This window comes from Paracoccus homiensis, from assembly GCF_900111675.1.
GTDB classification, from domain to species: Bacteria; Pseudomonadota; Alphaproteobacteria; order Rhodobacterales; family Rhodobacteraceae; genus Paracoccus; species Paracoccus homiensis.
In genome coordinates, this window is sequence record NZ_FOHO01000003.1 from 1 (window position 1) to 22,992 (window position 22,992).

General features: G+C 62.0%; 24 protein-coding genes, 1 tRNA gene and 2 pseudogenes. 14 read left to right on the top strand and 13 right to left on the bottom strand.

Annotated features, from left to right (window positions below):
• Positions 1–15 precede the first annotated feature (15 nt).
• The 4 genes and pseudogenes from BMX67_RS04615 to BMX67_RS19305 all read right to left on the bottom strand — a co-directional run.
• Positions 16–276 (bottom strand): annotated as a pseudogene (locus tag BMX67_RS04615) (transposase); the annotation flags it as partial.
• 129 nt (positions 277–405) lie between these two features.
• Positions 406–3,195, bottom strand: coding sequence for a bifunctional aconitate hydratase 2/2-methylisocitrate dehydratase (locus tag BMX67_RS04620; RefSeq protein ID WP_090732914.1), 2,790 nt, complete (start codon positions 3,193–3,195; stop codon positions 406–408).
• A gap of 313 nt (positions 3,196–3,508) precedes the next feature.
• Positions 3,509–4,216, bottom strand: coding sequence for an NAD(P)H-dependent oxidoreductase (locus BMX67_RS04625; RefSeq protein ID WP_090732915.1), 708 nt, complete (start codon positions 4,214–4,216; stop codon positions 3,509–3,511).
• 72 nt (positions 4,217–4,288) lie between these two features.
• Positions 4,289–5,260, bottom strand: coding sequence for a LysR substrate-binding domain-containing protein (locus BMX67_RS19305; RefSeq protein ID WP_175479811.1), 972 nt, complete (start codon positions 5,258–5,260; stop codon positions 4,289–4,291).
• Between the two features lie 295 nt (positions 5,261–5,555).
• Here BMX67_RS19305 and cuyB point away from each other — a divergent pair, with 295 nt between their 5' ends.
• From cuyB to BMX67_RS19310, 3 genes are all read left to right on the top strand, one after another.
• Positions 5,556–6,989, top strand: a complete 1,434-nt coding sequence (cuyB, locus tag BMX67_RS04640) for a cysteate racemase (RefSeq protein ID WP_175479812.1) — start codon at positions 5,556–5,558, stop codon at positions 6,987–6,989.
• A gap of 145 nt (positions 6,990–7,134) precedes the next feature.
• Entirely contained in the window at positions 7,135–8,433 is a 1,299-nt protein-coding gene (locus tag BMX67_RS04645; protein WP_090732919.1) for a dicarboxylate/amino acid:cation symporter, read from the top strand.
• The gene (locus BMX67_RS19310; protein ID WP_175479813.1) at positions 8,434–8,700 is read left to right on the top strand and encodes a hypothetical protein; all 267 of its coding nucleotides are present in this window, start codon (positions 8,434–8,436) and stop codon (positions 8,698–8,700) included.
• A 147-nt stretch (positions 8,701–8,847) separates the two neighbouring features.
• On the opposite strand, the gene BMX67_RS04650 is transcribed toward BMX67_RS19310, so the two are convergent.
• Complete coding sequence (locus BMX67_RS04650; protein ID WP_090732921.1) at positions 8,848–9,396, bottom strand: recombinase family protein; 549 nt, start codon at positions 9,394–9,396, stop codon at positions 8,848–8,850.
• A gap of 234 nt (positions 9,397–9,630) precedes the next feature.
• Here BMX67_RS04650 and BMX67_RS04655 point away from each other — a divergent pair, with 234 nt between their 5' ends.
• Positions 9,631–10,167: a DUF6680 family protein gene (locus BMX67_RS04655; RefSeq protein WP_090732922.1), complete on the top strand. Its 537-nt coding sequence runs from the start codon at positions 9,631–9,633 to the stop codon at positions 10,165–10,167.
• A gap of 110 nt (positions 10,168–10,277) precedes the next feature.
• On the opposite strand, the gene BMX67_RS04660 is transcribed toward BMX67_RS04655, so the two are convergent.
• The 3 genes from BMX67_RS04660 to BMX67_RS04670 form a co-directional block, all read right to left on the bottom strand.
• Positions 10,278–10,814: a ribonuclease H family protein gene (locus BMX67_RS04660; protein ID WP_090732923.1), complete on the bottom strand. Its 537-nt coding sequence runs from the start codon at positions 10,812–10,814 to the stop codon at positions 10,278–10,280.
• A 146-nt stretch (positions 10,815–10,960) separates the two neighbouring features.
• On the bottom strand, positions 10,961–11,314 hold the full coding sequence (locus BMX67_RS04665; protein ID WP_090732925.1) for a hypothetical protein: 354 nt from the start codon (positions 11,312–11,314) through the stop codon (positions 10,961–10,963).
• 206 nt (positions 11,315–11,520) lie between these two features.
• Positions 11,521–11,874, bottom strand: coding sequence for a hypothetical protein (locus BMX67_RS04670; RefSeq protein WP_139206448.1), 354 nt, complete (start codon positions 11,872–11,874; stop codon positions 11,521–11,523).
• Between the two features lie 366 nt (positions 11,875–12,240).
• On the opposite strand from BMX67_RS04670, the gene BMX67_RS19515 reads away from it, so the two are divergent.
• Complete coding sequence (locus tag BMX67_RS19515) at positions 12,241–12,378, top strand: hypothetical protein (RefSeq protein WP_175479814.1); 138 nt, start codon at positions 12,241–12,243, stop codon at positions 12,376–12,378.
• Between the two features lie 261 nt (positions 12,379–12,639).
• On the opposite strand, the gene BMX67_RS19520 is transcribed toward BMX67_RS19515, so the two are convergent.
• The gene (locus BMX67_RS19520) at positions 12,640–12,792 is read right to left on the bottom strand and encodes a hypothetical protein (RefSeq protein ID WP_175479815.1); all 153 of its coding nucleotides are present in this window, start codon (positions 12,790–12,792) and stop codon (positions 12,640–12,642) included.
• A gap of 194 nt (positions 12,793–12,986) precedes the next feature.
• Here BMX67_RS19520 and BMX67_RS04675 point away from each other — a divergent pair, with 194 nt between their 5' ends.
• On the top strand, positions 12,987–13,334 hold the full coding sequence (locus BMX67_RS04675) for a BRO-N domain-containing protein (RefSeq protein WP_217645779.1): 348 nt from the start codon (positions 12,987–12,989) through the stop codon (positions 13,332–13,334).
• 35 nt (positions 13,335–13,369) lie between these two features.
• A pseudogene (locus tag BMX67_RS20035) lies at positions 13,370–13,597 on the top strand (Rha family transcriptional regulator); the annotation flags it as partial.
• Positions 13,598–13,687: 90 nt separating this feature from the next.
• On the opposite strand, the gene BMX67_RS04685 reads toward BMX67_RS20035, so the two are convergent.
• Positions 13,688–15,307: a site-specific integrase gene (locus tag BMX67_RS04685; RefSeq protein WP_090732929.1), complete on the bottom strand. Its 1,620-nt coding sequence runs from the start codon at positions 15,305–15,307 to the stop codon at positions 13,688–13,690.
• Between the two features lie 79 nt (positions 15,308–15,386).
• Positions 15,387–15,461: transfer RNA gene (locus BMX67_RS04690), tRNA-Thr, on the bottom strand.
• A gap of 131 nt (positions 15,462–15,592) precedes the next feature.
• Between BMX67_RS04690 and BMX67_RS04695 the strand changes: the two genes are divergently transcribed.
• The 6 genes from BMX67_RS04695 (at position 15,593) to BMX67_RS04720 (ending at position 19,873) form a co-directional block, all read left to right on the top strand.
• Entirely contained in the window at positions 15,593–15,778 is a 186-nt protein-coding gene (locus BMX67_RS04695) for a hypothetical protein (protein WP_090732930.1), read from the top strand.
• Positions 15,779–17,056 (top strand): UDP-N-acetylglucosamine 1-carboxyvinyltransferase, encoded by a 1,278-nt coding sequence (gene murA / locus BMX67_RS04700; RefSeq protein WP_090732932.1) that lies wholly within the window; start codon positions 15,779–15,781, stop codon positions 17,054–17,056.
• Positions 17,053–17,529 carry a DUF2948 family protein gene (locus BMX67_RS04705; RefSeq protein ID WP_090732933.1) on the top strand — a complete coding sequence of 159 codons (477 nt, stop codon included), beginning with the start codon at positions 17,053–17,055 and terminating at the stop codon, positions 17,527–17,529. The genes murA and BMX67_RS04705 overlap by 4 nt, the downstream gene beginning before the upstream one ends.
• 65 nt (positions 17,530–17,594) lie before the next feature.
• Positions 17,595–18,908: a histidinol dehydrogenase gene (hisD, locus tag BMX67_RS04710; protein WP_090733486.1), complete on the top strand. Its 1,314-nt coding sequence runs from the start codon at positions 17,595–17,597 to the stop codon at positions 18,906–18,908.
• The gene (locus BMX67_RS04715; protein WP_090732935.1) at positions 18,905–19,387 is read left to right on the top strand and encodes a UPF0262 family protein; all 483 of its coding nucleotides are present in this window, start codon (positions 18,905–18,907) and stop codon (positions 19,385–19,387) included. Before hisD ends, BMX67_RS04715 begins: the two co-directional genes overlap by 4 nt.
• Positions 19,388–19,390: 3 nt before the next feature.
• Complete coding sequence (locus BMX67_RS04720) at positions 19,391–19,873, top strand: arsenate-mycothiol transferase ArsC (RefSeq protein WP_090732937.1); 483 nt, start codon at positions 19,391–19,393, stop codon at positions 19,871–19,873.
• A gap of 1 nt (position 19,874) precedes the next feature.
• Here the strand turns inward: BMX67_RS04720 and BMX67_RS04725 are convergent, their stop codons facing one another.
• Positions 19,875–20,102, bottom strand: a complete 228-nt coding sequence (locus BMX67_RS04725; protein ID WP_217645782.1) for a DUF1127 domain-containing protein — start codon at positions 20,100–20,102, stop codon at positions 19,875–19,877.
• A 134-nt stretch (positions 20,103–20,236) separates the two neighbouring features.
• On the opposite strand from BMX67_RS04725, the gene BMX67_RS04730 reads away from it, so the two are divergent.
• The gene (locus BMX67_RS04730; protein WP_090732939.1) at positions 20,237–21,109 is read left to right on the top strand and encodes a LysR family transcriptional regulator; all 873 of its coding nucleotides are present in this window, start codon (positions 20,237–20,239) and stop codon (positions 21,107–21,109) included.
• Here the strand turns inward: BMX67_RS04730 and edd are convergent.
• Entirely contained in the window at positions 21,106–22,908 is a 1,803-nt protein-coding gene (gene edd, locus BMX67_RS04735) for a phosphogluconate dehydratase (RefSeq protein ID WP_090732941.1), read from the bottom strand. The two genes, BMX67_RS04730 and edd, sit on opposite strands and share 4 nt — an antisense overlap.
• Between the last annotated feature and the right edge of the window lie 84 nt (positions 22,909–22,992).

Genomic DNA, 22,992 nt, shown 5'->3' on the forward strand with positions numbered 1-22,992 from the left:
GAGCTGGCCGGATCATTTTTTTCCGAGCGCCTCCTTCAGCAGGTCGTTCTGCATGCTGACGTCGGCGTACATGCGCTTCAGCCGCCGGTTCTCCTCGGCCATCGCCTTCATCTCGCTGATGAGGCTGGCGTCCATGCCGCCATACTTCGCCCGCCACTTGTACAGCGTGGCGCTGCTCATCCCGTGCTCGCGGCACAGCTCGGCGGCGGGCACACCGCCCTCCATCTGCCGCAGCACGCCCATGATCCGGGCCTCGGTGAATCGTGTCTTCTTCATCGGAATCTCCTCGTTCATCCTGCCGAGAAAATTCTACTTCCGCATCCCCTTAAGATCGGGGGAGATTACCCCCACTATTTAGAAAACGGCCCGCCAGAGGGCGGGCCGTTTGAATTGCATGTCACATTTTCAGAAGTGAACCGACAGCGTGTCCAGCGGTGCCTGTTTCGGCGGCGCGAACTTGGTCAGGTCGATGCCCGTGACGGCCTCTTTGTATTCAGGCAGGGTGGGGGTGCGGCCCAGGATCGCGGACAGGACCACGACCGGGGTTGATGCCAGAAGCGATTCACCCTTCTTGGTTTCGGTATCCGCCACGACGCGGCCCTGGAACAGACGGGTCGAGGTCGCAAGAACGGTGTCCCCGTTCGCGGCCTTTTCCTGGTTGCCCATGCACAGGTTGCAGCCGGGACGTTCCAGATACAGGATGTTCTCGTATTCCGTCCGGGCGGTGGTCTTCAGGTTGAAGTCATCGAATTCGAAGCCGGAATATTTCTGCAGAATCTCCCAGTCGCCTTCTTCCTTCAACTCGTCGATGATGTTGTAGGTCGGCGCGGCGACCACCAGCGGGGCCTTGAATTCGACCTTGCCGGCGGTCTTTTCCAGATTGCGCAGCATCTGGGCGACGATCTTGATGTCGCCCTTGTGGACCATGCACGACCCGACAAAGCCCAGATCGACCTTCTTTTCCGCCATGTAGTAGGAAATCGGGCGGATCGTATCATGGGTATAGCGCTTGGACACATCGGCGTTGTTGACGTCGGGATCGGCGATCATCGGTTCGTCGATGGCGTCCAGATCGACCACCACCTCGGCGAAATACTGGGCATTCGCGTCGGGTTTCAGCGCCGGCTTCTCGCCCGAGCGGATTTCGGCGATGCGCTTGTCGGCGATGCCGATCAGCTTTGCCAGCATGCCGCTTTCCTGCTCCATGCCCTTGTCGATCATGATCTGGATGCGGCTTTTGGCGATTTCCAGGCTTTCGATCAGCGTTTCGTCATTGGAAATGCAGATCGATGCCTTGGCCTTCATTTCGGCCGTCCAGTCGGTGAAGGTGAAGGCCTGGTCGGCCAGCAGCGTGCCGATATGGACCTCGATGATGCGGCCCTGGAACACGTTGTCGCCATGCTGTTTCAGCATCTGCGCCTGTGTCGCGTGAACCACGTCGCGGAAATCCATGTGATCGGCCATTTCGCCCTTGAAGGTGACCTTCACGCTTTCCGGGATCGGCATCGACGCCTCGCCCGTGGCAAGGGCCAGTGCCACAGTGCCCGAATCCGCGCCGAAGGCCACGCCTTTCGACATCCGGGTGTGGCTGTCGCCGCCGATGATGATGGCGCGGTCATCCACGGTGATGTCGTTCAGCACCTTGTGGATCACGTCCGTCATGGCGTGATAGACGCCCTTGGGGTCGCGGCCGGTGACAAGGCCGAACTTGTTCATGAAGGCCATCAGCTTGGGCGTGTTCGCCTGTGCCTTCTTGTCCCAGACCGAGGCGGTGTGACAGCCGGACTGATAGGCACCATCGACCGCCGGCGACAGGACCGTCGCGGCCATCGATTCCAGTTCCTGGGCGGTCATCGGGCCGGTCGTGTCCTGGCTGCCGACGATGTTGACGCGCACGCGCACATCGGATCCGGCATGCAGCACCTTGCCTTCGGCAACGCCGACGGCGTTGGCGTTGAAGATCTTTTCGACGGCGGTCAGGCCCTGACCTTCATGGCTGATTTCCTTCGAGGGTGCGAAGACGACCGGCGGCTCGATGCCCAGAATCTCGGCGGCGGTGGTTTGCAGCTTTTTGCCAAAGACGATGGCGTAGGAGCTGCCCGCCTTCATGAATTCCAGCTTTTGCGGCGTGAACGAGGACGACATGTCCACCAGCTCTTCGCCGTTTTCGTTGTAAAGCTTCTTCTTCTTGGTGTTGATCTTCAGAACCGTGCCGGTCGCGACCGAATATTTCTGTTCCAGCAGCGGGTTGCCGTCATTGCCAAGGATCGGCTTGCCGTCCTCGCCCATTTTCTTGACCCAGTTCTTCAGATCGACCCCGATGCCGCCGGTCACGCCGACGGTGGTCAAGAAGATGGGCGAGATGCCGTTGGTGCCGGCCACGACGGGGGCGTAATTGACGAAGGGGACATAGGGCGAGGCCTGCTTGCCGGTCCACAGCGCGACGTTGTTCACGCCCGACATCCGCGACGAACCGACGCCCATCGTGCCCTTTTCGGCGATCAGCATGACGCGCTTGTCGGGATGTTGCAGCTTCAGGTCCTGAATATGCTTCTGCGCGGCCTCGTCGCACATGCATTTGCCGTGCAGTTCGCGGTCGGCGCGGGAATGCGCCTGATTGCCCGGCGACAGCAGGTCGGTCGAGATGTCGCCTTCGGCGGCAACAAAGGTGACGACGTCGATTTCTTCCTCGACCTCGGGCAGCTTGGTGAAGAATTCCGCATTGGCATAGCTGTGCAGGATTTCGGTTGCGACCGCGTTGCCCGCCTTGTGCGCGGCTTGCAGGCGGTCGGTGTCGGCTTCGTACAGGAAGACCTGCGTTTTCAGGACTTCGGCCGCCTCGGCGGCGATGGCCTTGTCGTCGCCAAGCGCCAGATCCAGCAGCACCTTGACCGACGGGCCGCCCTTCATGTGCGACAGCAGTTCAAAGGCGAAGGCAGGGGTGATTTCGGGAACCTCTGCCTCGCCAAGGATGATCTCCTTGAGGAAGGCCGCCTTCACGCCCGCCGCGCTGGTCGTGCCGGGCAGGGTGTTGTAGATGAAGAAATGCAGCGAGTCGGCGCGATGTTCGTGTCCGGGAACCTTGATCTGGGCGATGATCTCTTCGGTCAGCGCGCCATCGTCGATCGGCTTGGGGCTAAGCCCCTGCAATTTGCGCGTATCGATTTCTTCAAGATAGCTGGCATATTGGCTCATCGGAATTTCCCGGTTGCTGTGATACGGATCTGGGCAAGGACGATCGGGGCAGATCGACCGGCGGTAAGCTGGGTGTACAATTGTATACAACGCAGCAGATACACACAGATCAGCGATATTGCAACCGGCGACATGGGCCGGACAGGCGGGTTGGGCACCGGGCGGGATAAGCCGCAGGCTGTGCCCGGGGCAGGTATTCGGATCGAAACGGGCGGCGGCGTTGCGCGCTGCTGTGGCTGTCGGATGGGCTGACGCCCGGCAAGCCGTGCGGGGGCGCCGGGCGTCGTGAGATCTGCGGGATGGGTGGCGCCGCCTAGAACCAGCTGACCGTGTCGTCCATACTGCGCCGGGTCTTGGGAAATTCGGGGTCCTTGGCGCGATAGCCGAAGGCAAACATCACTGCCGGTTTCCATGCGGTGCCGTCGATCTGGAAATGATCTTGCAATGTCTGGGTGGTCCGTTCCATGTCGAAGCCTTCGATCGGGCAGCTGTCGATGCCCAGCAACGCGCCTGCGGTCATCATGTTGGCCAGCACGATATAGGCCTGCTTGCCCGACCAGTCGGTGATCTGGCGGTCGGTGGTGATGCCGTGATCGCTGGTCTGGAACTTGCCATAAGCGCCGTTGAAAATCTCGATCACCTCTTCGGGCAGGTGTTTGACGTCGCGATAATGGTCCTGCAGGTAATCCGAGCCTGCGGTCATCGTCTTGCCCGTGCTGGCCAGGATGATGCCGAAATGGCTGGCGGTGCCCAGTTGCCCGGTGGTTCCGCTCATCATGCCGTTCGCACCCCAGGAAAACTCGCGGAACAGTTCCCGCTTTTCCTGCGACTGGACCATCAGGATCTTGAAGGGTTCATGCCCGAACGACGTAGGCGACAGGCGCGCCGCCTCCAGAATGGTTGCGAAGGTGCGCTCGTCGATCTTCCTGTCGGCATCAAAGACCTTGGTCGCATGGCGGAAATTGAAGGCGTCGATGATCTGCGCCTGAATGTCTTTGGTGATGTCGGTGATCGCGTTCATGGGTGCCTCGGCGGGTAGGGTAAGTCTTTGCCGTCAGATAGCACCTGAACCCGCCGGTAAAATCGGCGCAGATCAGAGTTCAGTTTTCGTGTTCCGCATATAATGTTGCCCTGATGCGTTGGGGTCGGCAGCGCCGGGGGCGTGCTGGTCGGGCTGGGTGCGGCAGGATTGCCAGATCCGTTCCAGCACGGGGCGCGCCCGCTCTGCCGAACGGTAAAGTTTGACAGTGATCTGCGGCTCGAAGGCGGGCTGGCTGATCTTGACAAGGGTGCGGGCTTTCAATTCCTTCTGGACGGCGACCGCAGGCAGGAATGCGATGCCGTGGCCTTCCAGGCAGGCGGCCTTCAGCGCCTCGGCGACCGAGTTCTCGTAAACCGGGCTCAGCCTGTCGCGCAGATCGCCGCGCCTGACGGCAAGGTCGGACATCTGCCCAAGGAAACTGTCGGGCGAATAGCACAGAAAGGGGGTCTGTCGGGCGCCGTCCAGACGGTGCCGCGCTTCGCCATGCGCATCGGCGGCGCTGACGGCGATCAGCCGATCCTGCGCGACGGTGATCGAAGGATGCCGGTTTGCATCTGCGATGGTCCGCACCGAGGCATGGGCATAGCACAGCATGAAATCGGCGCTGCCGCTTAGGATCGCTTCGGCGCAGCCTGAATAGTTTTCGGCAACCACCCGCGTCTTCAGCGGGCCAAGCCTTTCGGTGATCCGGGTCAGCCAGCCGGGAAAGAAGGAAATCGCCAACGTGTGCAGGGCGATGAAGTTGACGACCTCGGTTCCCTGCCGCGACAGATCGCGCAGATCGTGCCGGCACATTTTCAATGCGTTGATCGTCTCGATGGCGGTGGGCCTGAATGCCCGGCCTGCCTCGGTCAGTTCGACGGGATGGACATTGCGATTGAACAATGGCGCCCCCGCCCAATGTTCCAGATTCTTGATGCGTCGGGTAAAGGCGGCGGGGCTGATGTTTCGTGCCTCGGCGGCCCTGGAAAACACCCCTGCGGAAGCCAGCGCCAGAAAATCCTCCAGCCAGTCAACTTCCATCGCAGATCCTTTCGCGCATCCTGTCGCGATTGTCGCACGGGCGATGCAAAATTCACAATGCCGTTGTGCGCTGTGAAATGGATGACCGCGCCGCGCCATGCATAACTGCGCCGAAAATCCGGCCAGCCGCGTTGCCACGCGGGCCGGACAAGTGGCTTCAGGAATGAAACGACATGACGATTGTACAGAACGATGCCGACGGCGTTGGTTGCCCGGTGGCTTGTCCAGTCTTGGGCGGCTGCGCGCAGGATACGTTCCGGCGCCGGGCTGGCGGGCTTGCGAAGGGGACGCCGCGATGAGCCGGGGGCAATCGTTGCGTTTGGGCATTGTCGGCGGACTGGGCGCGCTGGCCGGGGCCGATCTTCTGTATCGCATCGTCAAGGAAACCCCGGTCAGGGGCGAGGGCGATCACCGCGAATTGGTGTTCGAACAAAGGCCGATGCGCGAACCGACCTCTCCGAAAGATCCCGGCTACAGCCCGGTTCACCGCAAGTTCTATGTCTTTGATACCCTGTCGCATATGGAGCGCGAGGGCTGCGACCTCGCCCTGCTGCCCTGTTTCGTGACCCACACCTTCCTGGGTGAGCTTGCGGATGAACTGGGCATCAGGCTGATCAGCATGACCGAGGCGATCCGCGAGGCGGTTCAACGGCTGACCCCGCGGCCCAGTCGCATCGGCGTCGTGACCACGCCGTTCGTGCGCCGCACCGGCCTGTTCGACGGGCTGTTCGGCGACGATATCCGGGTCGAATACCCTTCGGACATGGCCGAGGCGGCGGTGATGCAGGCGATCTATGGGGAAAACGGGCTGAAGGCAGGAAATCTTGGCGTTTCGATCCTGCCCCCATTGAACGATGCCCTGGATGAATTGCATGGGCGCGGCTGTCAGGTCTTTGTGCCGGGCATGACCGAAATTCCGCTGTTGCTGGATCAGTTGACCGTGCCGCAGGGGATGTCGGTCCTGAACACCGCAGAGGTCTATGCGCGCCACGCCCTGAAGGTGACCGGTGCCGAGCAGCGCAGACGTTTCAAGGTCGGCGTCGTTGGCGGTGTCGGGCCCGCGGCGACCGTGGATTTCATGGCCAAGCTGGTCGCCGTGACCGAGGCGCGGCGCGATCAGGACCATATCAAGGTCCTGGTCGAGCAGAACCCCCAGATCCCGGACCGGACCGAAAATCTGGTGGGGGACGGCGTCGATCCGACCGTGGCCCTGTATTCGACCTGCAAGAAGCTGGAACGCGGAGGTGCCGACATCATCGCCATTCCCTGCAATACCGCACATGCCTATCTGGACCGAATCCAGCGACATCTGGGCATTCCGATCATTTCGATCCTGACGGCGGCGACCGACCATATCCGGCTGGTTGCGCCCGATATCCGCCGTGTCGGTGTTCTGGCCACCAATGGCACGATCCGAAGCGGCCTGTATCAGCAGGCGCTGCAAACCGCTGGGCTGGATCACATCCTGCCCGATGCCCCCCATCAGGCACTGGTGATGGAGTCGATCTATGGCCCGCGCGGGGTCAAGGCGGGCCATGTCGAAGGGCTGTGCAAGACGCAGATCGATCAGGCCATCGCGCATCTGGTCGCTTGCGGGGCCGAGGCGGTGATCCTGGGCTGCACCGAACTGCCGCTGATCGTGAAGGAAAGCCGCGACCAATTGGGTGTTTTGCCGGTCGATCCGACGCAGGTGTTGGCGCGCAAATGCGTGCAGCTTGCGCAAGGCTGATCCTGGGCAAGGGGCATTGCAAAGATCGCAAGCCGCTTGCCGTCTTTGCATCGGTCGCGTCACGCCGCGTCTGTTACGTATTGACTTCGCAAGCGGCGCGCCCGTTAAGCCAACCAAAACCAACAGATGAGAGGGATTACCCCAGATGCAACCAGAAACACGGAAATCCGGCTTCCTTGCGGGCTGGCGCAACATGCTTTTGTGGAAACAGATCGTGATCGCGCTGGTTCTGGGCGTCGCGGTGGGGATCGTGCTGAACATGACCGGCAATCAGGGTATTGCCGCATCGATCAAGAATATCGGCACGCTGTTCCTGTCGCTGATCAAGATGTTGATCGTGCCGCTGATCTTCGTGTCGCTGGTTTGCGGCATGACCTCGGTCAGCGACATGGCGCGGATGGGCCGGATCGGTCTGAAGGCCGTCCTGTTCTATATCGGCACCACCGCCTTTGCGATCACCATTGGCTTGTTGCTGGGCACGATCTTCCAACCGGGGGTCGGCGTCGACATCGCCGCAGCCTCGGCGATGGAACCCAAGGCCGCGCCTGCCTTTATCGACCAGCTGATCGGGATCGTGCCGACCAACCCGATCGCGGCCGCCGCAGATGGCAACGTGTTGCAGATCATCTTCTTCGCGATGATGTTCGGTCTTGCGATCAACCTTGTGGGCGACGCCGGCAAGCCGGTTCGCGATTTCTTTGAATCGCTGAACTCGGTGATCCTGAAACTGACCGAGATCGTGATCTCGTTCGCGCCCTATGGCGTCTTTGCGCTGATCGCCTGGGTCGCGGGGACCTATGGCCTGGATCTGCTGCTGCCGTTGGGCACCGTGATCGCGGCGCTTTACCTGGGCTGCATCCTGCACGGGCTTCTGGTCTATGGCGGTCTGATCACGCTGGTCGCGCGTCTGAACCCCGTGCGCTTCTTCCAGGGCGCGCTAGAGCCGATGATCGTGTCCTTCACCAGCACCTCTTCCTCGGGGACGCTGCCGGTCACGCTGACTGCGGTGCAGAAGAACCTGGGCGTGGACCGGTCAGTGGCCAGCTTTACGCTGCCCTTGGGTGCGACGATCAACATGGACGGCACCGCGATGTATCAGGGCGTGGCCGCACTGTTCGTGGCGCAGGCATTCGGCGTCGATCTGGGGATGTCCGAATATGTCACGATCGTGATGACCGCGACGCTGGCCTCGATCGGGACGGCAGGTGTGCCGGGGGCAGGGCTGGTCATGCTGTCGCTGGTTCTGACGTCGGTCGGTCTGCCGCTGGAAGGCGTCGCGATCGTCGCCGGCATCGACCGTATCCTTGACATGGCCCGCACGTCGCTGAACGTGACAGGCGACGCGGCCTGTACCGTGCTGATCGCGAAATCCGAAGGTCAGCTGGATCTGGAGGCGTATAACACGCCGCATGTTTTGGCGACGCCGCAGGTATCGCGCAGCTGAGTGAACAAGCGTGACGCAGATGGCCGCTCTTGCAAAAGAGCGGCCATTTTCATGCGTCATTCGGGTCATGCCGATATTCCGTCGCCCTTGGCTTGGTCGGGCGATAGGTTGACGGAAATGACCGCGCCGTCGACCGCGTTCAGCCGTTTACGCAAGGCCAGACGGTTTCGCTTCCGAAATGGCACGGTTCAACGCAACAAAGATCGGCGAATGGCGCAGACATCTGATGATGATATGGATTTTTATGGTGCTGCGAGAGAGGATTGAACTCGACTAAATCGCGGCCTTCTTGTTGATATTGAATGACTTTTCTAGAGGCCGTTGTGCGTTATGTGTACCAGCCGTGTGGCCAATGGTAAAGCCCCGCCCACAAAAGGCATTATCCACCTCGAAGGGCAGAGCCATGCGTATTTCTCAATCCGCTTCAAGGACACGGTAGACAGAGGATCGTGCCAACCCCAAGCGCTTGGCAATCTCGGTCGGCCCCAGTCCTTCCACGTCACGCAACCGCTTGACCTCTTCCGCGTCGATTGAAGGCTTGCGGCCCTTGTAGACGCCCGCTGCTTTGGCCTTGGCGATGCCCTCCATTTGCCTTTCACGTCGAAGGTTGGTCTCGAACTCGGCAAAGACCCCAAGCATCTGGAAGAACGCCTTGCCTGCTGCGGTGCCTGTGTCCACGGGTTGCTCTGTGGCCCTCAGCGTCACTCCCTTGTCCTGCAGTTGTCGCGAAATGGCGGACAGATCATCCATCGACCGCGCAAGGCGGTCCAGTCTGGTTACGACCAAGGTGTCACCTTCCCGAAGGAAGTCTAGCAGAGTGGCCAGTTCATCGCGCCCGGCCAACTTCGTGCCGCTGCGCTTTTCTTCTCGGATCACGTCGCAGCCCGCCGCCATCAAGGCTTCACGCTGAATAGTCAGGTTTTGGTCGGTGGTCGATACGCGGGCATAGCCGTAGGTCTTCATGATGAAGTGTCCGTTTTGGGTCTAAGACCCTTTCTCGGTATCGTCCGATAAGTGCGAAGTCAACCCTAATGGGACGTGAAAACTGTCCTGTCGGCGCGTCCCGTTAAGGTATACCCAAAAGAACAATGTCCTCGACTGGATGTCTTCGATGCGCTGGCCAATGCTTCCGCTGGCCAATGCTTCCGTTGGGCATTAGCCTACGGGCGATACTTTCTACGGTAGCGGAGATGCCGCATGCAGATTGACTGGGCAGTAGTTGCCGCGACATTCCTTGGCCCAATTCTGGCTGTGATCGTGACTTTGTTTCACCAGCGCCGACACGCTTTGAAGCAGGTGCAGATGGGTATCTTCTGCGACATGATGCAGTGGCGGCGTGATACTCTTAATCCCCAGTTCGTATCGGCCCTCAATCTGATCCCTATACACTTCCGAAAGAAAAAAGCAGTAATCACGGCCTATAGTCGTCTCATGGATACTCTCAGCGATCCGTCTTGGAATGTGACGGACGCGATCCCCAGCATCCACCAAAAATCACACTCCGATGTTGCAAACCTGCTCCACGAACTATCAAAGGCGGTAGGGGCCGAAGTCGATTATGCGGTGATCGCGCAGGGGGGATACGCGCCCACTGGCTGGATAAACGAGACGCTGGCCCAGCGAGACCTTCGGGACAGGTTGGCCTTGGTTCTCTCAGGGGAAGCGCCGCTAGAGGTGGTGTTGCGTCCCATGCCCACCGACGAGGCGCAAAAGGCCCTGACCAAGCAGGGTTAGCCGGGGCCACGGGGGGAACCCGGCTAAGATCATCTATATGATCGGCCTCTCACAATTTTCTGCAGAAACATCTTGGGGCTTCCGAAGACCTCCCCCGGTGGCATCACGGGTCAGGCTGCGGAGCGCTTGGCAAAACCGCTAGGCCTCGCCCGTTCCGCTGCTGTCCTCGCCAGTGCATCCGCGCGTTCGTTGTAGGCATGGCCCCTGTGGGCCTCTACCCACCGCCAAGAGACGTCCTGCCCCTCTGCGGCACTTTCCAGCCTTTCCCACAGGTCTTGGTTCTCGACCGCCTTGCCGCTGCTGTTCCGCCATCCTCGGGCCTTCCAGCCGGGAAGCCATTCGGTGAAGCCTTTGACCAGATATTGGCTATCGCTTAGGATGGTCACGGGTGTGCCGGGGTGGGCCTTGTTTGCATACCCCATGGCGGCAATGGCTGCTGCCAGTTCAGCCCGGTTGTTCGTGGTGATCTTGGACCCGGAAGCCGACCGCTCGGCCTCTTCGACTACGTTGCCGCCTTCGTCCAGCAGCACCGCGACAAAGCCCCAGCCGCTCGGGCCGGGATTTCCGAGAGAAGATCCATCGGTGTAGATTTCAAGGCGAGTTTCACCGGTAGCCGGTTCAGCATCGCCGCTGCTTGCTTGGTTCATCTGGTTTCCTTGTGGGTGTGTTGAAGATTGTCTGACCGCGAGTGCCGGTTGCAGACGTGTCGAGCGTAGAAAGGCCTCACCAGAGACATCAGCACCGTTCTATGGCGGTAACACTTGCAGGGGATCCGGCATTTCTCGCCATTGGGTCATGCGGGCCTGTGCGCTGCGACAGTCAGGAACACTTCGCCAGTAGCTTGAAGTTCATGCTCCACCTCCAACATGACTCCTGCCAATCGCCGCCACTCAGCGGCTGCGGCCAAGACTTCCCGTTTGTCGTATTTATCGACACCCGCCAAATTCTCGGGGTCAATCGCATCATCGGCCTCATGCAAGAGGTCTGCGGCATGTGTGCGCAGCAAAGTCGCCGCGTCTTGATAGTTGGCCGCCTTCTTGAGAAGGTCGCACGCCCGGTCACCCGACATGACCTTCGTTTGGGAGCAGCGCGTCATTTCCTCGGCATTGGTCAAGTCGAGGTGAGTGGTCGGTAGATCAGTATTCATGGTTCTTCCTCTTGTCGTGTTAATGCTGTCTGACTCAGGCTCGGGGGGCCTCGATGTCTTCTGTCCAGTATGGTGGGTAATCTGGTCTCGCCTCAGATTGGCGCTATCTCGGCGTGGGATGTTCAGGCCGCCCCACAGGCAGCTTTTGGGTGAGCGTCGTTCGGGACAGGTCCTTAGGCCCGTGACGTGTCAGCCGTAGAACGGCCCTAGACCCCTGCCGGGTGTCCTGAGCCATCAGAAGCGCCAAGGCCGCTCTGTGGCGATACCGTCTGCCCGAAGTCAGGCATTTGGCGGTAGTTGGTCAGGCGGATCGACTGGGTGTCGCTTTCGGTCGTTGCCATCCCCGCGAACTTGCCCAACGCGGTCGGAACGAAACAGAGGGTGCCGCCTCGGTAAATGTGCAGGACCGTTTCGGGGGCCACACCGGCTGCGACCAGCCTTCGGCAATAGGGCAACAGGACGGGTTTAACCGGCAGGTCAATCCGCATGGCAGGCGGGGCCGCCCCTTGGGTGCCGCCTTCCGGCAGGGCGCTGATGGTTGCTGCGATGATGTTCGTCATCTTGGTTTCCTTGTGACAGAGAAAAGCGAGGGTCATTCCTCGGTCATGCCGTCCAGCACGGGCCTGTCACCGCCACCAATGACAGTCGGAAAGCTGCCATCGGGTGCGCTGGGCGGCATGACAAAGGAATGAGGGGGAACTGTTCGGGCGAACCCGTGGGGACTCTGGGGGCCGTCCTGTGGGGCCTCAAGGGGGTCAAGCCTGACACACCCAGCCTAAACCACCAGCGAGTCTGAAGGGGGCCTTTCAGAGCCTCTGAGGGCATGCTGGCCATGGCCTACATTCCAAGGTCGGGCGGGGGGAACTGTTCTTGGGGCCTGCCATGGTGGTGGGCATCCTTGCCCAATGTCTTTGATGATACGCTGGATGGTCAGCAACACCGGCTCGGAAGGGCCGCTTTCAGCGGGGAAGACCGAGGGGCGCTGCTGTGTGGGCCAGCAGGCAGGGAAGACCAAAGGCCAAGAGGCTCTGGCCAAGGTGGTCTTCATCCTCGACCATCTGTAGGTCGATCAGGAAGAGCCTCCTTAGAACATCCTCAACAGGTAGTAGGCAAGGATAAGGTATAGATCATGGTGAAGATTGTCTTAGGACGAGTCATAAGGATCTCATCAGGTAATCATTAGGACATTCGGGGGTCTCTCATATATGGGGGGTAATCGCCTCGGTCCCCATCCCCCGGAAATGCAGAAGGGACCGCCGTAGCGACCCCCTTTGCCCCTCATGCCTGTCTTTTGTCAGCCATCCCGGTGTCAGCCCCCGGCCACCTTATTCATCCCTGACCGCTGCCCAGCCATCCACGGCCCACTCCGTCTGCCGGGTCCAGTGGCCCTGCCCAATGAAGGGCAGGCGATACCAGATCCAGTGGCGGGAAAGATCCAGTTCAATACGATAGCGCCCAGCGCCGATACGGAAGTTCATGGTGGTTCCTTATGCTCAGTGAATGGTCTGCGCATATCCCTGCCGACTCACCCGATCAAGAAGAAAAAACCATAATAATCAAGTCACTAGTGGGAGCATTGCCACTGTGCCATGCCGCCGTCTACTGCATCTCTAGCATTTCCTGAGTGGATCCCCGGCAAGCCCTAGATGTTGCATCTGGAAAAATCTTTGGGGTGGGCAAGGACACCATGGAGGCACTCTCCACCTTCACCTTCAACACCCACGACATCCGCGTGATCGACCGCGAGGGGAACCCTTGGTTCGTCGCAGCTGATGTCTGTCGGGTTTTGGGCCTGTCGAACACGACTGTCGCACTCCACCACCTGACCCCTGACGAAAGGGCTAAGGCAGACTTAGGGGTGCGTGGCCTCTGGCCTAACATCATCTCCGAGAGCGGCTTCTACCGCCTCGTCATGCGCTCGGACAAACCCGAAGCCCGCGCCTTTCAGGACTGGGTGACCCGCCACGTTCTCCCCGCGATCCGCAAGGATGGTGCCTATGTGATGGGTGGGACACCATGAACGCACTCACGACCAGCCCCGCCGAACCCCTCACCATGTCCAGCAAGGAGATCGCTGAACTGGTCGAGAAGCAGCACGCCCATGTCCGTCGCGACATTGGCCGGATGCTGGAAGAACTTGGCGAAGATGTCTCCAAGTTTGGAGGGATCTTCCAAGACAGCTATGGACGCAGCCAGTCCTGCTTCAACCTCCCCAAAGACCTGACCCTGACGCTGGTTGCGGGCTACAACGTGGTTCTCCGCAAGCGGATCATCGACCGCTGGCTGGCACTGGAAGCAGAGAAGGCCAAGGGTGCCTTGGCGATCCCCGACTTCTTCAACCCGGCAGCCGCAGCCCGTGCATGGGTGTCTCGATCACGACCATTCATACCGGGGCAGCTTCTGGATTTCCCGATACATGGCCTTCGCCGTGGTCTCGCCATAGCCCGCTGCGGCGCTGCCATCGCTGTGTCCTTGGATTGCGTCGATAAGCCTGTCTGGCATGTCCACATCACGGGCCAGCGTCTTGAACCGGTGACGCCATCCGTGGGTCGGCTGGACCCCCATATCGGTCACCCCCGCGCCCGTGCGGACCCACTCGCTGACCTTCTTGCCCACGTTCTCGGCCCGTCTGCTGGTGGCTTCCAAGGTCTCTGCAGGCGTCAGGAAGAGGTATTCCCCACGCTGGGCTGCGACGAACTCAAGCAATCCCATCTCGATCAGGTGAGGGTGCAGCGGCACAACCCGATAATGCCCGGTCTTCACCGACCCGGCGTCCGGGGTGATCCTGACGCACGGTATCCCGGCCTCTGTGATGAAGTCCTGCTTCCGTAGCTGGGTCAGTTCGTTGATCCTCGCCCCGGTATAGGCCCCCAGCCATGGCGTCCACCGGATTGCCAGCTTGTTCTTCTCGGCCATGTTGCCCAGCGTCGAGGGGTCTTGCAGGGCTGCCAAGAGGATCGCCCTGGCCTCTTCATCGGTGAACCCGCTGGGCCTCGTCTTGATCTGTTTGGGCTTTCTGACCCGGACCCCATCAGTCGGTGCCGCCGTGATTCGCCCCTTTTCCACGCCGATCCTGTAGACGGCTCTTACTGCCGTCAGGTATTTGTCGCCCACAGTCTTCGCTGACAGCTTGGCCTCGGCCCGCAGGTGGTCGCACCAGTCGATGATTTGCCGCTGGGTGACCGCCGCCGCATCATCATAGCCCAGATATGCCCCAAGACTGTCCAGCTTGTGGGCGAAGTCCCTAGCGGTTTTCTCCGATCCACCGGCCAGACGGTGCTCCTTGGCCCAGAGGTCGAACAGGTCGGACAGGGAAACCCTCGGCGCTGTCTGCGGCTGCCCCGCCTTGGCTCTGGTGGTCTCTGTCACCATGGCCCCATCATCAAAGGCAGGGAACCGGGCAGTCCTCGGATCGGCTGCGTAGTCGCCCACGGCCCGCCTTTCCTGACCTTCCGCAAACATCACATAGGCCCGGTGCATGGCTTCCATCAGGGCCTTGCGGCTGCCATCATCCACGGTCATGCCGCGCTGTTGCAGCATCAGGTTGGCGCTATCCCCGTGCAGCCGCTCTAGCCCCGCCACCGTCTCGCCCATGTCCTGCAGGGCGGACCTTGTCGCGTCCCATTCATCAGGCTGACCGGGGCTGTCCTGATGCTGCTGGGTCTCGGCTCGGTAGTATTCCCCCGCAAGGGCCTCAATCTGGCGCTGGGTGAGCCGCACAGGGCCTGTCGCGGCTTCCTGCTGGATGAGCCTGTAATGTTCTTGAAGGGCTGCTGAGGCGTCCCTGTAGCGTTCCTTGGCCACGGTCGCGTCCTTGGTCCGCAGGGACAGCTTCACCCAGCCACCGATCTTCACGGAAAGGCTCTGACCCTCGATCACAATTGCGACGGTTCTTCCTGCTGCCGTTTCTTGGACAGCTACAGGAACTCGCTCACGCAGGTAGTAGGAACCCGTTTCGGGATGCTTCCAAGGTGTCGCCATTCTCAAGCCCATGTGTACCCGTCCTGTGTACCAGTGAGACGGCCCATAGCCCTGATAAATCAGGAAGTTCTTGCAAATCAACAGGATGAGATGGTGCTGCGAGAGAGGATTGAACTCTCGACCTCTCCCTTACCAAGGGAGTGCTCTACCACTGAGCTACCGCAGCGCCGTGGAGGGGCGTTTAGCCAATGCTGCGGGGGGGCGCAAGGGGGGCTGGTGAAAAAATGTCGTCGCGGCATCCTGCCGGGCGCATAGCCTTTGCTGGACTGTCCTTACAGCGGGCGCTAACAGTTGCGGATGGAAGATCGTCAGAAGAACAAGCGCACCCTGGCAAAGGGTGATGGTGACAGCCGCGAAGACCGGCTGCGCGCGGCATTGCGTGCAAATCTTGCGCGCCGCAAGGCGCAGGCGCGTGCCCGCGACCAGAAGGCGCAGGACGGCGAATCCGATACAAGCAGCGATACAGGCAAGGACGACATTTAGATGGATCAGATCATCGTTCACGGGAACGGCCCGCTGAAGGGCGAGATTCCGATTGCGGGGGCGAAGAACGCCTGCCTGACCCTGATGCCCGCGACGCTGCTGACGGACGAGCCGCTGACGCTGACGAACGCGCCGCGCCTGTCGGACATCCACACCATGACGACCCTGCTGCAAAGCCTGGGCGCCGAGGTCGCGGCGCTGCAGGACGGGCAGGTGCTGGCCATGTCCAGCCACGATCTGACCAGTCATCGCGCCGAATATGACATCGTGCGCAAGATGCGCGCCTCGATCCTTGTGCTGGGGCCGATGCTGGCACGCGACGGCGTGGCCGAGGTGTCGCTGCCCGGCGGTTGCGGCATCGGCGCGCGCCCGGTGGACCTGCATCTGCGCGCCCTGGAGGCGATGGGCGCGCAGTTGGACCTGCGCGACGGCTATGTCTTTGCCAAGGCGCCGCAGGGCGGCCTGAAGGGCGCGACCTATGAATTCCCGCTGGTTTCGGTCGGCGCGACCGAGAACGCGCTGCTGGCCGCCGTGCTGGCACGCGGAACCACGGTCCTGAAGAACGTCGCCCGCGAACCCGAAATCGTGGACCTTGCGCGCTGCCTGCGGGCGATGGGCGCGCAGCTGGAGGGTGAGGGCACCAGCACCATCACCATCCAGGGCGTCGAATCGCTGCACGGCGCGACCTATCCCGTCGTGACCGACCGGATCGAGCTGGGCACCTATATGCTGGCCCCCGCGATCTGCGGCGGCGAGGTCGAATGCATCGGCGGCAGGATCGAGCTTCTGTCGGCCTTCTGCGAAAAGCTGGAAGAGGCCGGCGTCACCGTCGAAGAAACCGCCCGCGGCATCAAGGTGTCCCACCACAACGGCCGCGTGAAGGCCGTGGACGTGACCACCGCGCCGTTCCCCGGCTTTCCGACCGACCTGCAGGCGCAGTTCATGGCGCTGATGTGCACCGCCGAGGGCACCAGCGTTCTGGAAGAAACCATCTTCGAGAATCGCTTCATGCACGCGCCCGAACTGACCCGCATGGGCGCCAATATCGAGGTGCATGGCGGTCACGCGACCGTTCAGGGCGTCGACAAGCTGCGCGGTGCCCCGGTCATGGCGACGGATCTGCGCGCCTCGGTCAGCCTGATCCTTGCGGGGATGGCGGCGGAAGGTCAGACCACGGTCAGCCGCGTCTATCACCTGGATCGCGGCTATGAGCATGTCGTGCGCAAGCTGCGCGGCGTGGGGGCCCATATCGAACGCGTGAAAGAGGAGCAATCATGACGCAAGACGCCCGTTTCGCCGATGCCGATCCGCGTCCGATGGCGCTGAAGGCCGAGGATGAGGCCGATCTGCGGATCATGTCGGCGCTGGTGCAGGACGCGATCCTGCCCGGCACCGAAATCAGCCATGACCCGAAAACGCGGCGCCTTGCGCTGTTGCTGAATCGGTTCCGCTGGGAAGATGCCGATCAGGCGCGGGCCGAGGGGCGGGGCTTTGAACGGGTCCGCAGCCTGTTGGTCATCAACGATGTCATGCGCTTGCAAAGCGATGGGGTCGATCGCGATGCCGATACCGTGCTGGCGCTTCTGTCGATGGAATGGCAGCCGGGCGAGGATGGGATGGGCCGTCTGGTCCTGAATTTCGCGGGTGACGGCACGGTTGCGGCGGATGTGGAATGCATCAACCTTGATCTGCGCGATGTCACGCAGCCCTATCTGGCCCCTTCGGGCAAGGCGCCGCACCATCCCGAATAGGCCGCCCGCGGCGCTTGAGCATGGTGGGTCTTGGCGATAACAAGGCGTATCTGCAGGGGATTTACATGCCGGTCACGTTGAACACTTCCGCCTCCGATTTCGAAGACAGCTTTGTCGCGATGCTGTCTGCCAAGCGCGAGGATTCGTCGGATGTGAACGACACCGTCGCCGCGATCATTCGCGATGTGCGCGACCATGGCGATGCGACCCTGTGCAAGCTGACATCGCGCTTTGACCGGCTTGACCTGACGCCCGACCGCCTGCGGTTCACCCCCGATGAAATCGAGGCCGAGGTTGCGAAGGTCACGCCCGAGGATCGCGCCGCCCTGACCCTGGCGGCCGAGCGGATCCGCGCCTATCACGCCCGTCAGATGCCCGAAGATGCCAGCTGGACCGACCCCGAGGGCGCGACCTTGGGCTGGCGCTGGACCGCGGTATCGGCGGCGGGTCTGTATGTGCCGGGCGGCAGCGCGGCCTATCCCTCGTCGGTTCTGATGAATGCGATCCCGGCGCGTGTCGCCGGGGTCGATCGTCTGGTGATCTGTGTGCCGACCCCGGATGGGGTGATCAACCCGCTGGTCCTGCTGGCGGCACAGCTTTCTGGCGTGTCCGAAATCTATCGCATCGGCGGGGCGCAGGCGATCGCAGCGCTTGCCTATGGCACAGAAACCATCGCGCCGGTCGACAAGATCACCGGGCCGGGCAATGCCTATGTCGCCGCGGCCAAGCGTCAGGTCTTTGGTCGCGTCGGCATCGACATGATCGCCGGCCCGTCCGAGGTTCTGGTGATCGCGGATGGCGACCAGAACCCCGACTGGATCGCGCTGGACCTGCTGGCGCAGGCCGAACATGACGCGGATGCGCAATCGATCCTGATCACCACGGATGAGGGGTTGGGTCATGCCGTTGCCGGGGCGGTGGATCGCATCCTGCCGACATTGCCCCGTGCCGAGATCGCGGGCGCAAGCTGGCGCGATTACGGCACGATCATCATCGCTCGCGATCTGGACGAAGCGGCTGCCCTGTCGAACCGGATCGCACCCGAACATCTGGAACTGATGGTCGCGGATGCCGATGCGCTGGCCGCGAAATGCACCCATGCCGGGGCGATCTTTCTGGGCGCCTACACGCCTGAGGCGGTCGGTGATTACGTCAGCGGCCCGAACCATGTCCTGCCGACGGCGCGCTCGGCCCGATTTTCGTCCGGGCTGTCGGTGATGGATTTCCTGAAACGGACCACGATGGCGCGGCTGACGCCCGGCGCGCTGGCGGCGATCGGGCCGGCGGCGATGCGTCTGGCCGCGTCCGAGGGGCTGCAGGCGCATGGCGCCTCGGTCGAGGGGCGTCTGTCGGTGCTGAATGAAAGGGGGCACGAATGAGCAGACTGACCCGGATCGAGATCGACGATTCCGCGATCGCCCCTGCAACCCCCGAGATGGAGCAAGAACGCAAGGTCGCCATCTTCGACCTGATCGAGGATAACAGCTTTGCCGTTCCGGGGCGCGACGATCAGCCCGCCCCCGACGGGCCATTCGCGCTGGAGCTGTGCATCCGCGAAGGCCGGCTGGTCTTTGACGTGACCACCGAACAGGCCGACAAGGTGGCTGAATTCCACCTGTCGCTGGGTCCGTTCCGGCAGGTGGTCAAGGACTATTTCCAGATCTGCCAAAGCTATTTCGATGCGGTCAAGAAGCTGCCGCCCGCCCAGATCGAGGCGATCGACATGGCCCGTCGCGGCATCCACAACGAAGGCGCGCGCACCTTGCAGGAACGGCTGGAAGGCAAGGCGCAACTGGATATCGACACGGCCCGGCGTCTGTTCACCCTGATCTGCGCATTGATTCCGCAGCAGGCCTGACAGATGCCGCAGGACAAGATACCGCATTCGATCCTGTTCTGCTGCGACCATAATGCCATCCGCTCGCCCATGGCCGAGGGGATCATGAAGCGCCTTTACGGACGGTCGGCCTATGTGCAGTCCGCCGGTGTCAAAAGCGACATGGAGATCGACGGCTTTGCCATCGCCGTCTGCGATGAAATCGGTGTGGCGCTGTCGAATCACCGCAGCCGCAGCTTCGAGGAAATGCAGGCCTGGGGCGACGATCTTGGCGGTTTCGACCTGATCGTCGCCCTGTCACCGGCCAGTCAGCGGCTGGCGCTGGAAATGACGCGGGTGTTTCACCTGGACATCGAATACTGGCCGATCATGGACCCGTCCGGTCTGGCCGAGGGCCGAGAGGCCAAACTGGCCGCCTATCGCCAGACTCGCGATCAGATCATGTCCAAGATGATCGAAAGGTTCGGCCCCGCCACCGTCGACGGGGCGGGGCCGGGACGGCAGTGACCTAGCGCCGCCAGTTCGACGGCACATCCCAGGTGGTGCGGGCCAGTTCCTGCTGCACATCCGCGCGGGTCAGGCCCACATCGCACAATTGTTCATCGGTCAGGCGGGCCAGATCGATACGGCTTTTGCGCACGTCAAGAAGTGTCAGGATACGCTCTATCCAACCCGGGCGCGGAACGATGCCGTGTCCGGTGACGACGCGCAGCATGGCGGCTGATTTCTGTGCCATAGTTCATCTCCGGTGATCTGTTTCATCATGCAGGATGATGTTTTGCTCTTCTATCATCTTGCATGTTGATATTTAGGGCGCCGCGACGTATTCGTATAACGAATGATTTTGATATCAGTCATCACGAGGGTTGAATGATCCGCAATCTCGATATCGCCACGATCCGCTCGCTTCAGGCGGTGGCGGAATACGGTGCCGTCACCCGCGCGGCAGAATCGCTGAACATGACGCAAAGCGCGCTGTCGATGCAGATGAAGCGGCTGGACGACACCTTCGGTCAGCCGATCCTGCTGAAACAGGGGCGGGGGGTCGTGCTGTCCGATTTCGCCACCGAACTGCTGATCGAGGGGCGCAAGCTGGTCGCGCTGAACGATGCGATCCTGTCGCGCTTTGCCGGGGTGCGGCCCGAAGGCAGGCTGCGGGTCGGGCTGACCTCGGACTGGCTGTTCAACAAGGTGGCGCAGGCAGTGCGCGATTTCCGGCAGGACAATCCCCGGATCGAGTTGACGATCAACGACGCCCGCAGCCGCGATCTGCGCGCCCAGATGAAGCGTGGCGAACATGACGTCATCCTGACCACCGAATTCGAGGCGCCCCCCGGTGCCATCCATCTGGCCAAGGCCGATCTGGCCTGGTTCGGCGCGGTTGCCGGACATGCCTGGACCGAACGGCCGCTGCCCTTGGCGAATTCCCCGTCCTGCGCCTATTACCCGATCGGGGTTGCCGCGCTGAACAAGGCCGGTTTCGACTGGCAGCAGATCGCGGGGGATGGCGGAACCGAAACGTGGCGCGTGCTGGCGGCGGCGGATCTGGGGATCACCATCCTGCCGCGTGGCATCACCCAGACCGGGCTTGAGGTGATCGACCACGGCGGCGCGTTGCCGCCGCTGCCGCCGACCTGGCTGAACGTCTATGTGGCCGATACGCCCGCGCGGCGGCTGGCCGCCGATTTCACCGGCTATCTGCGCCGCGCGGTCTGCGAGGTTGCGGCGGCCGCCGCCGCCTAGACCACGACGCCAGCGCCTTCGGTGGCCGGACCTGCCACGGCGCGGAAGGGGGCGAACAACTCTCGGCCCAGTCCTTCGCTGCTGGGGCCGGGGTCAAAGCTGGCAGGGCTGCGGCTGTCGAAATCCCCTGCTTCGCAGTCCAGCGTACCGGTGACCGCGTCCAGCGTGACGATGTCGCCATCCTGAACCCGCGCCAGCGGTCCGCCGACCGATGCCTCGGGCGAGATGTGGATCGCGGCCGGCACCTTGCCCGACGCCCCCGACATGCGCCCATCGGTCACCAGCGCCACCTTCAGCCCGCGATCCTGCAAGACGGCCAGAATCGGGGTCAGCGAATGCAGTTCCGGCATCCCGTTGGCGCGCGGTCCCTGAAAACGGACGACAACGACCGTGTCTTCGGTGAACTCGCCCGCGCGGAAGGCGGTTTTCACCTGTTCCTGATCGCTGAAGACGCGGGCCTTGGCGCGGATCACGCGACGATTCTCGGCCACGGCGCTGACCTTGATCACCCCGCGGCCCAGATTGCCGTTCAGCTGTTTCAGGCCGCCAGTTCGGGCAAAGGGATCGGCCGCCGGGCGCAGGATCCTGTCGTTCAGGGTCTGGCGCGCGCCGTGGTCCCAGCGGATGCGATCGCCCTCCAGTTTCGGCTCGGCGGTATAGCCGTCAAGGCCGGTGCCGTTGATGGTTTTCACATCCGGATGCAGCAGGCCCGTTTCCAGCAACTGCCCGATCATATAGCCCAGCCCGCCGGCGGCGTGGAAATGGTTCACATCGGCCAGACCGTTCGGATAGACGCGCGCCATCAGCGGCACCGACTCCGAGATGTCGTGAAAATCCTCGATATCCAGCAGGATCCCCGCCGCCTTGGCCATGGCCGGGATATGCATGACCAGATTGGTCGAACCGCCCGTCGCCATCAGCCCGACGATGCCGTTCACAAAGGCCTTTTCATCCATGACCTGACCGGCGGGCAGGTATTCATTGCCCAGATTGGTGATCGCCGCCGCGCGTTCGACCCCGGCAACGGTCAGCGCCTCTCGCAGGGGGGTGCCGGGATTGACGAAGCTGGACCCGGGCAGATGCAGGCCCATGAACTCCATCAGCATCTGGTTGCTGTTGGCGGTGCCATAGAAGGTGCAGGTGCCGGCGCTGTGATAGCTGGCCATTTCCGCCGCCATCAGTTCCTCGCGGCCGACTTCGCCTGCGGCGAATTGCTGTCGCACCCTGGACTTTTCGTCATTGGGCAACCCCGAGGGCATCGGCCCGGCCGGGATGAACACCGCCGGAATATGGCCGAAGGTCGCCGCCGCCATGACCAGCCCCGGCACGATCTTGTCGCAAACGCCCAGATAGACCGAGGAATCGAAACAGTCATGCGACAGCGCCACCCCGGCAGCCAGCGCGATCACATCGCGCGAGAACAGCGACAGTTCCATCCCCGGACGGCCCTGGGTCACACCGTCGCACATGGCTGGCACGCCGCCCGCGACCTGAACCGTGGCACCCGCGGCATGGCCCGCGCGGCGGATGATGTCGGGATAGCGTTCAAAGGGCTGATGCGCCGACAGCATGTCATTATAGGCGGTGACGATGCCGATATTGGGCTTTTTCGTCGTCGCCATCACATCCTTGTCGTCCATCGCGGCATAGGCATGGGCCTGATTGCCGCAGGACAGATGCGCACGGCGCGGGCCGTCTTCGGCGGCGCGGGCGATCTTTTGCAGATAGGCGTCACGGGTTTTCAGCGACCGTTCGCGGATGCGGTCGGTGACACGGTCGATGGTGGCGTGAAGGGTCATCAGTCGGCCTCCTCTGGCTTCGGGGCGACTGTAGCTTGTTAGCGGTAACAATTCAACCGGCGCGATGACCTGCGCAGAATATGG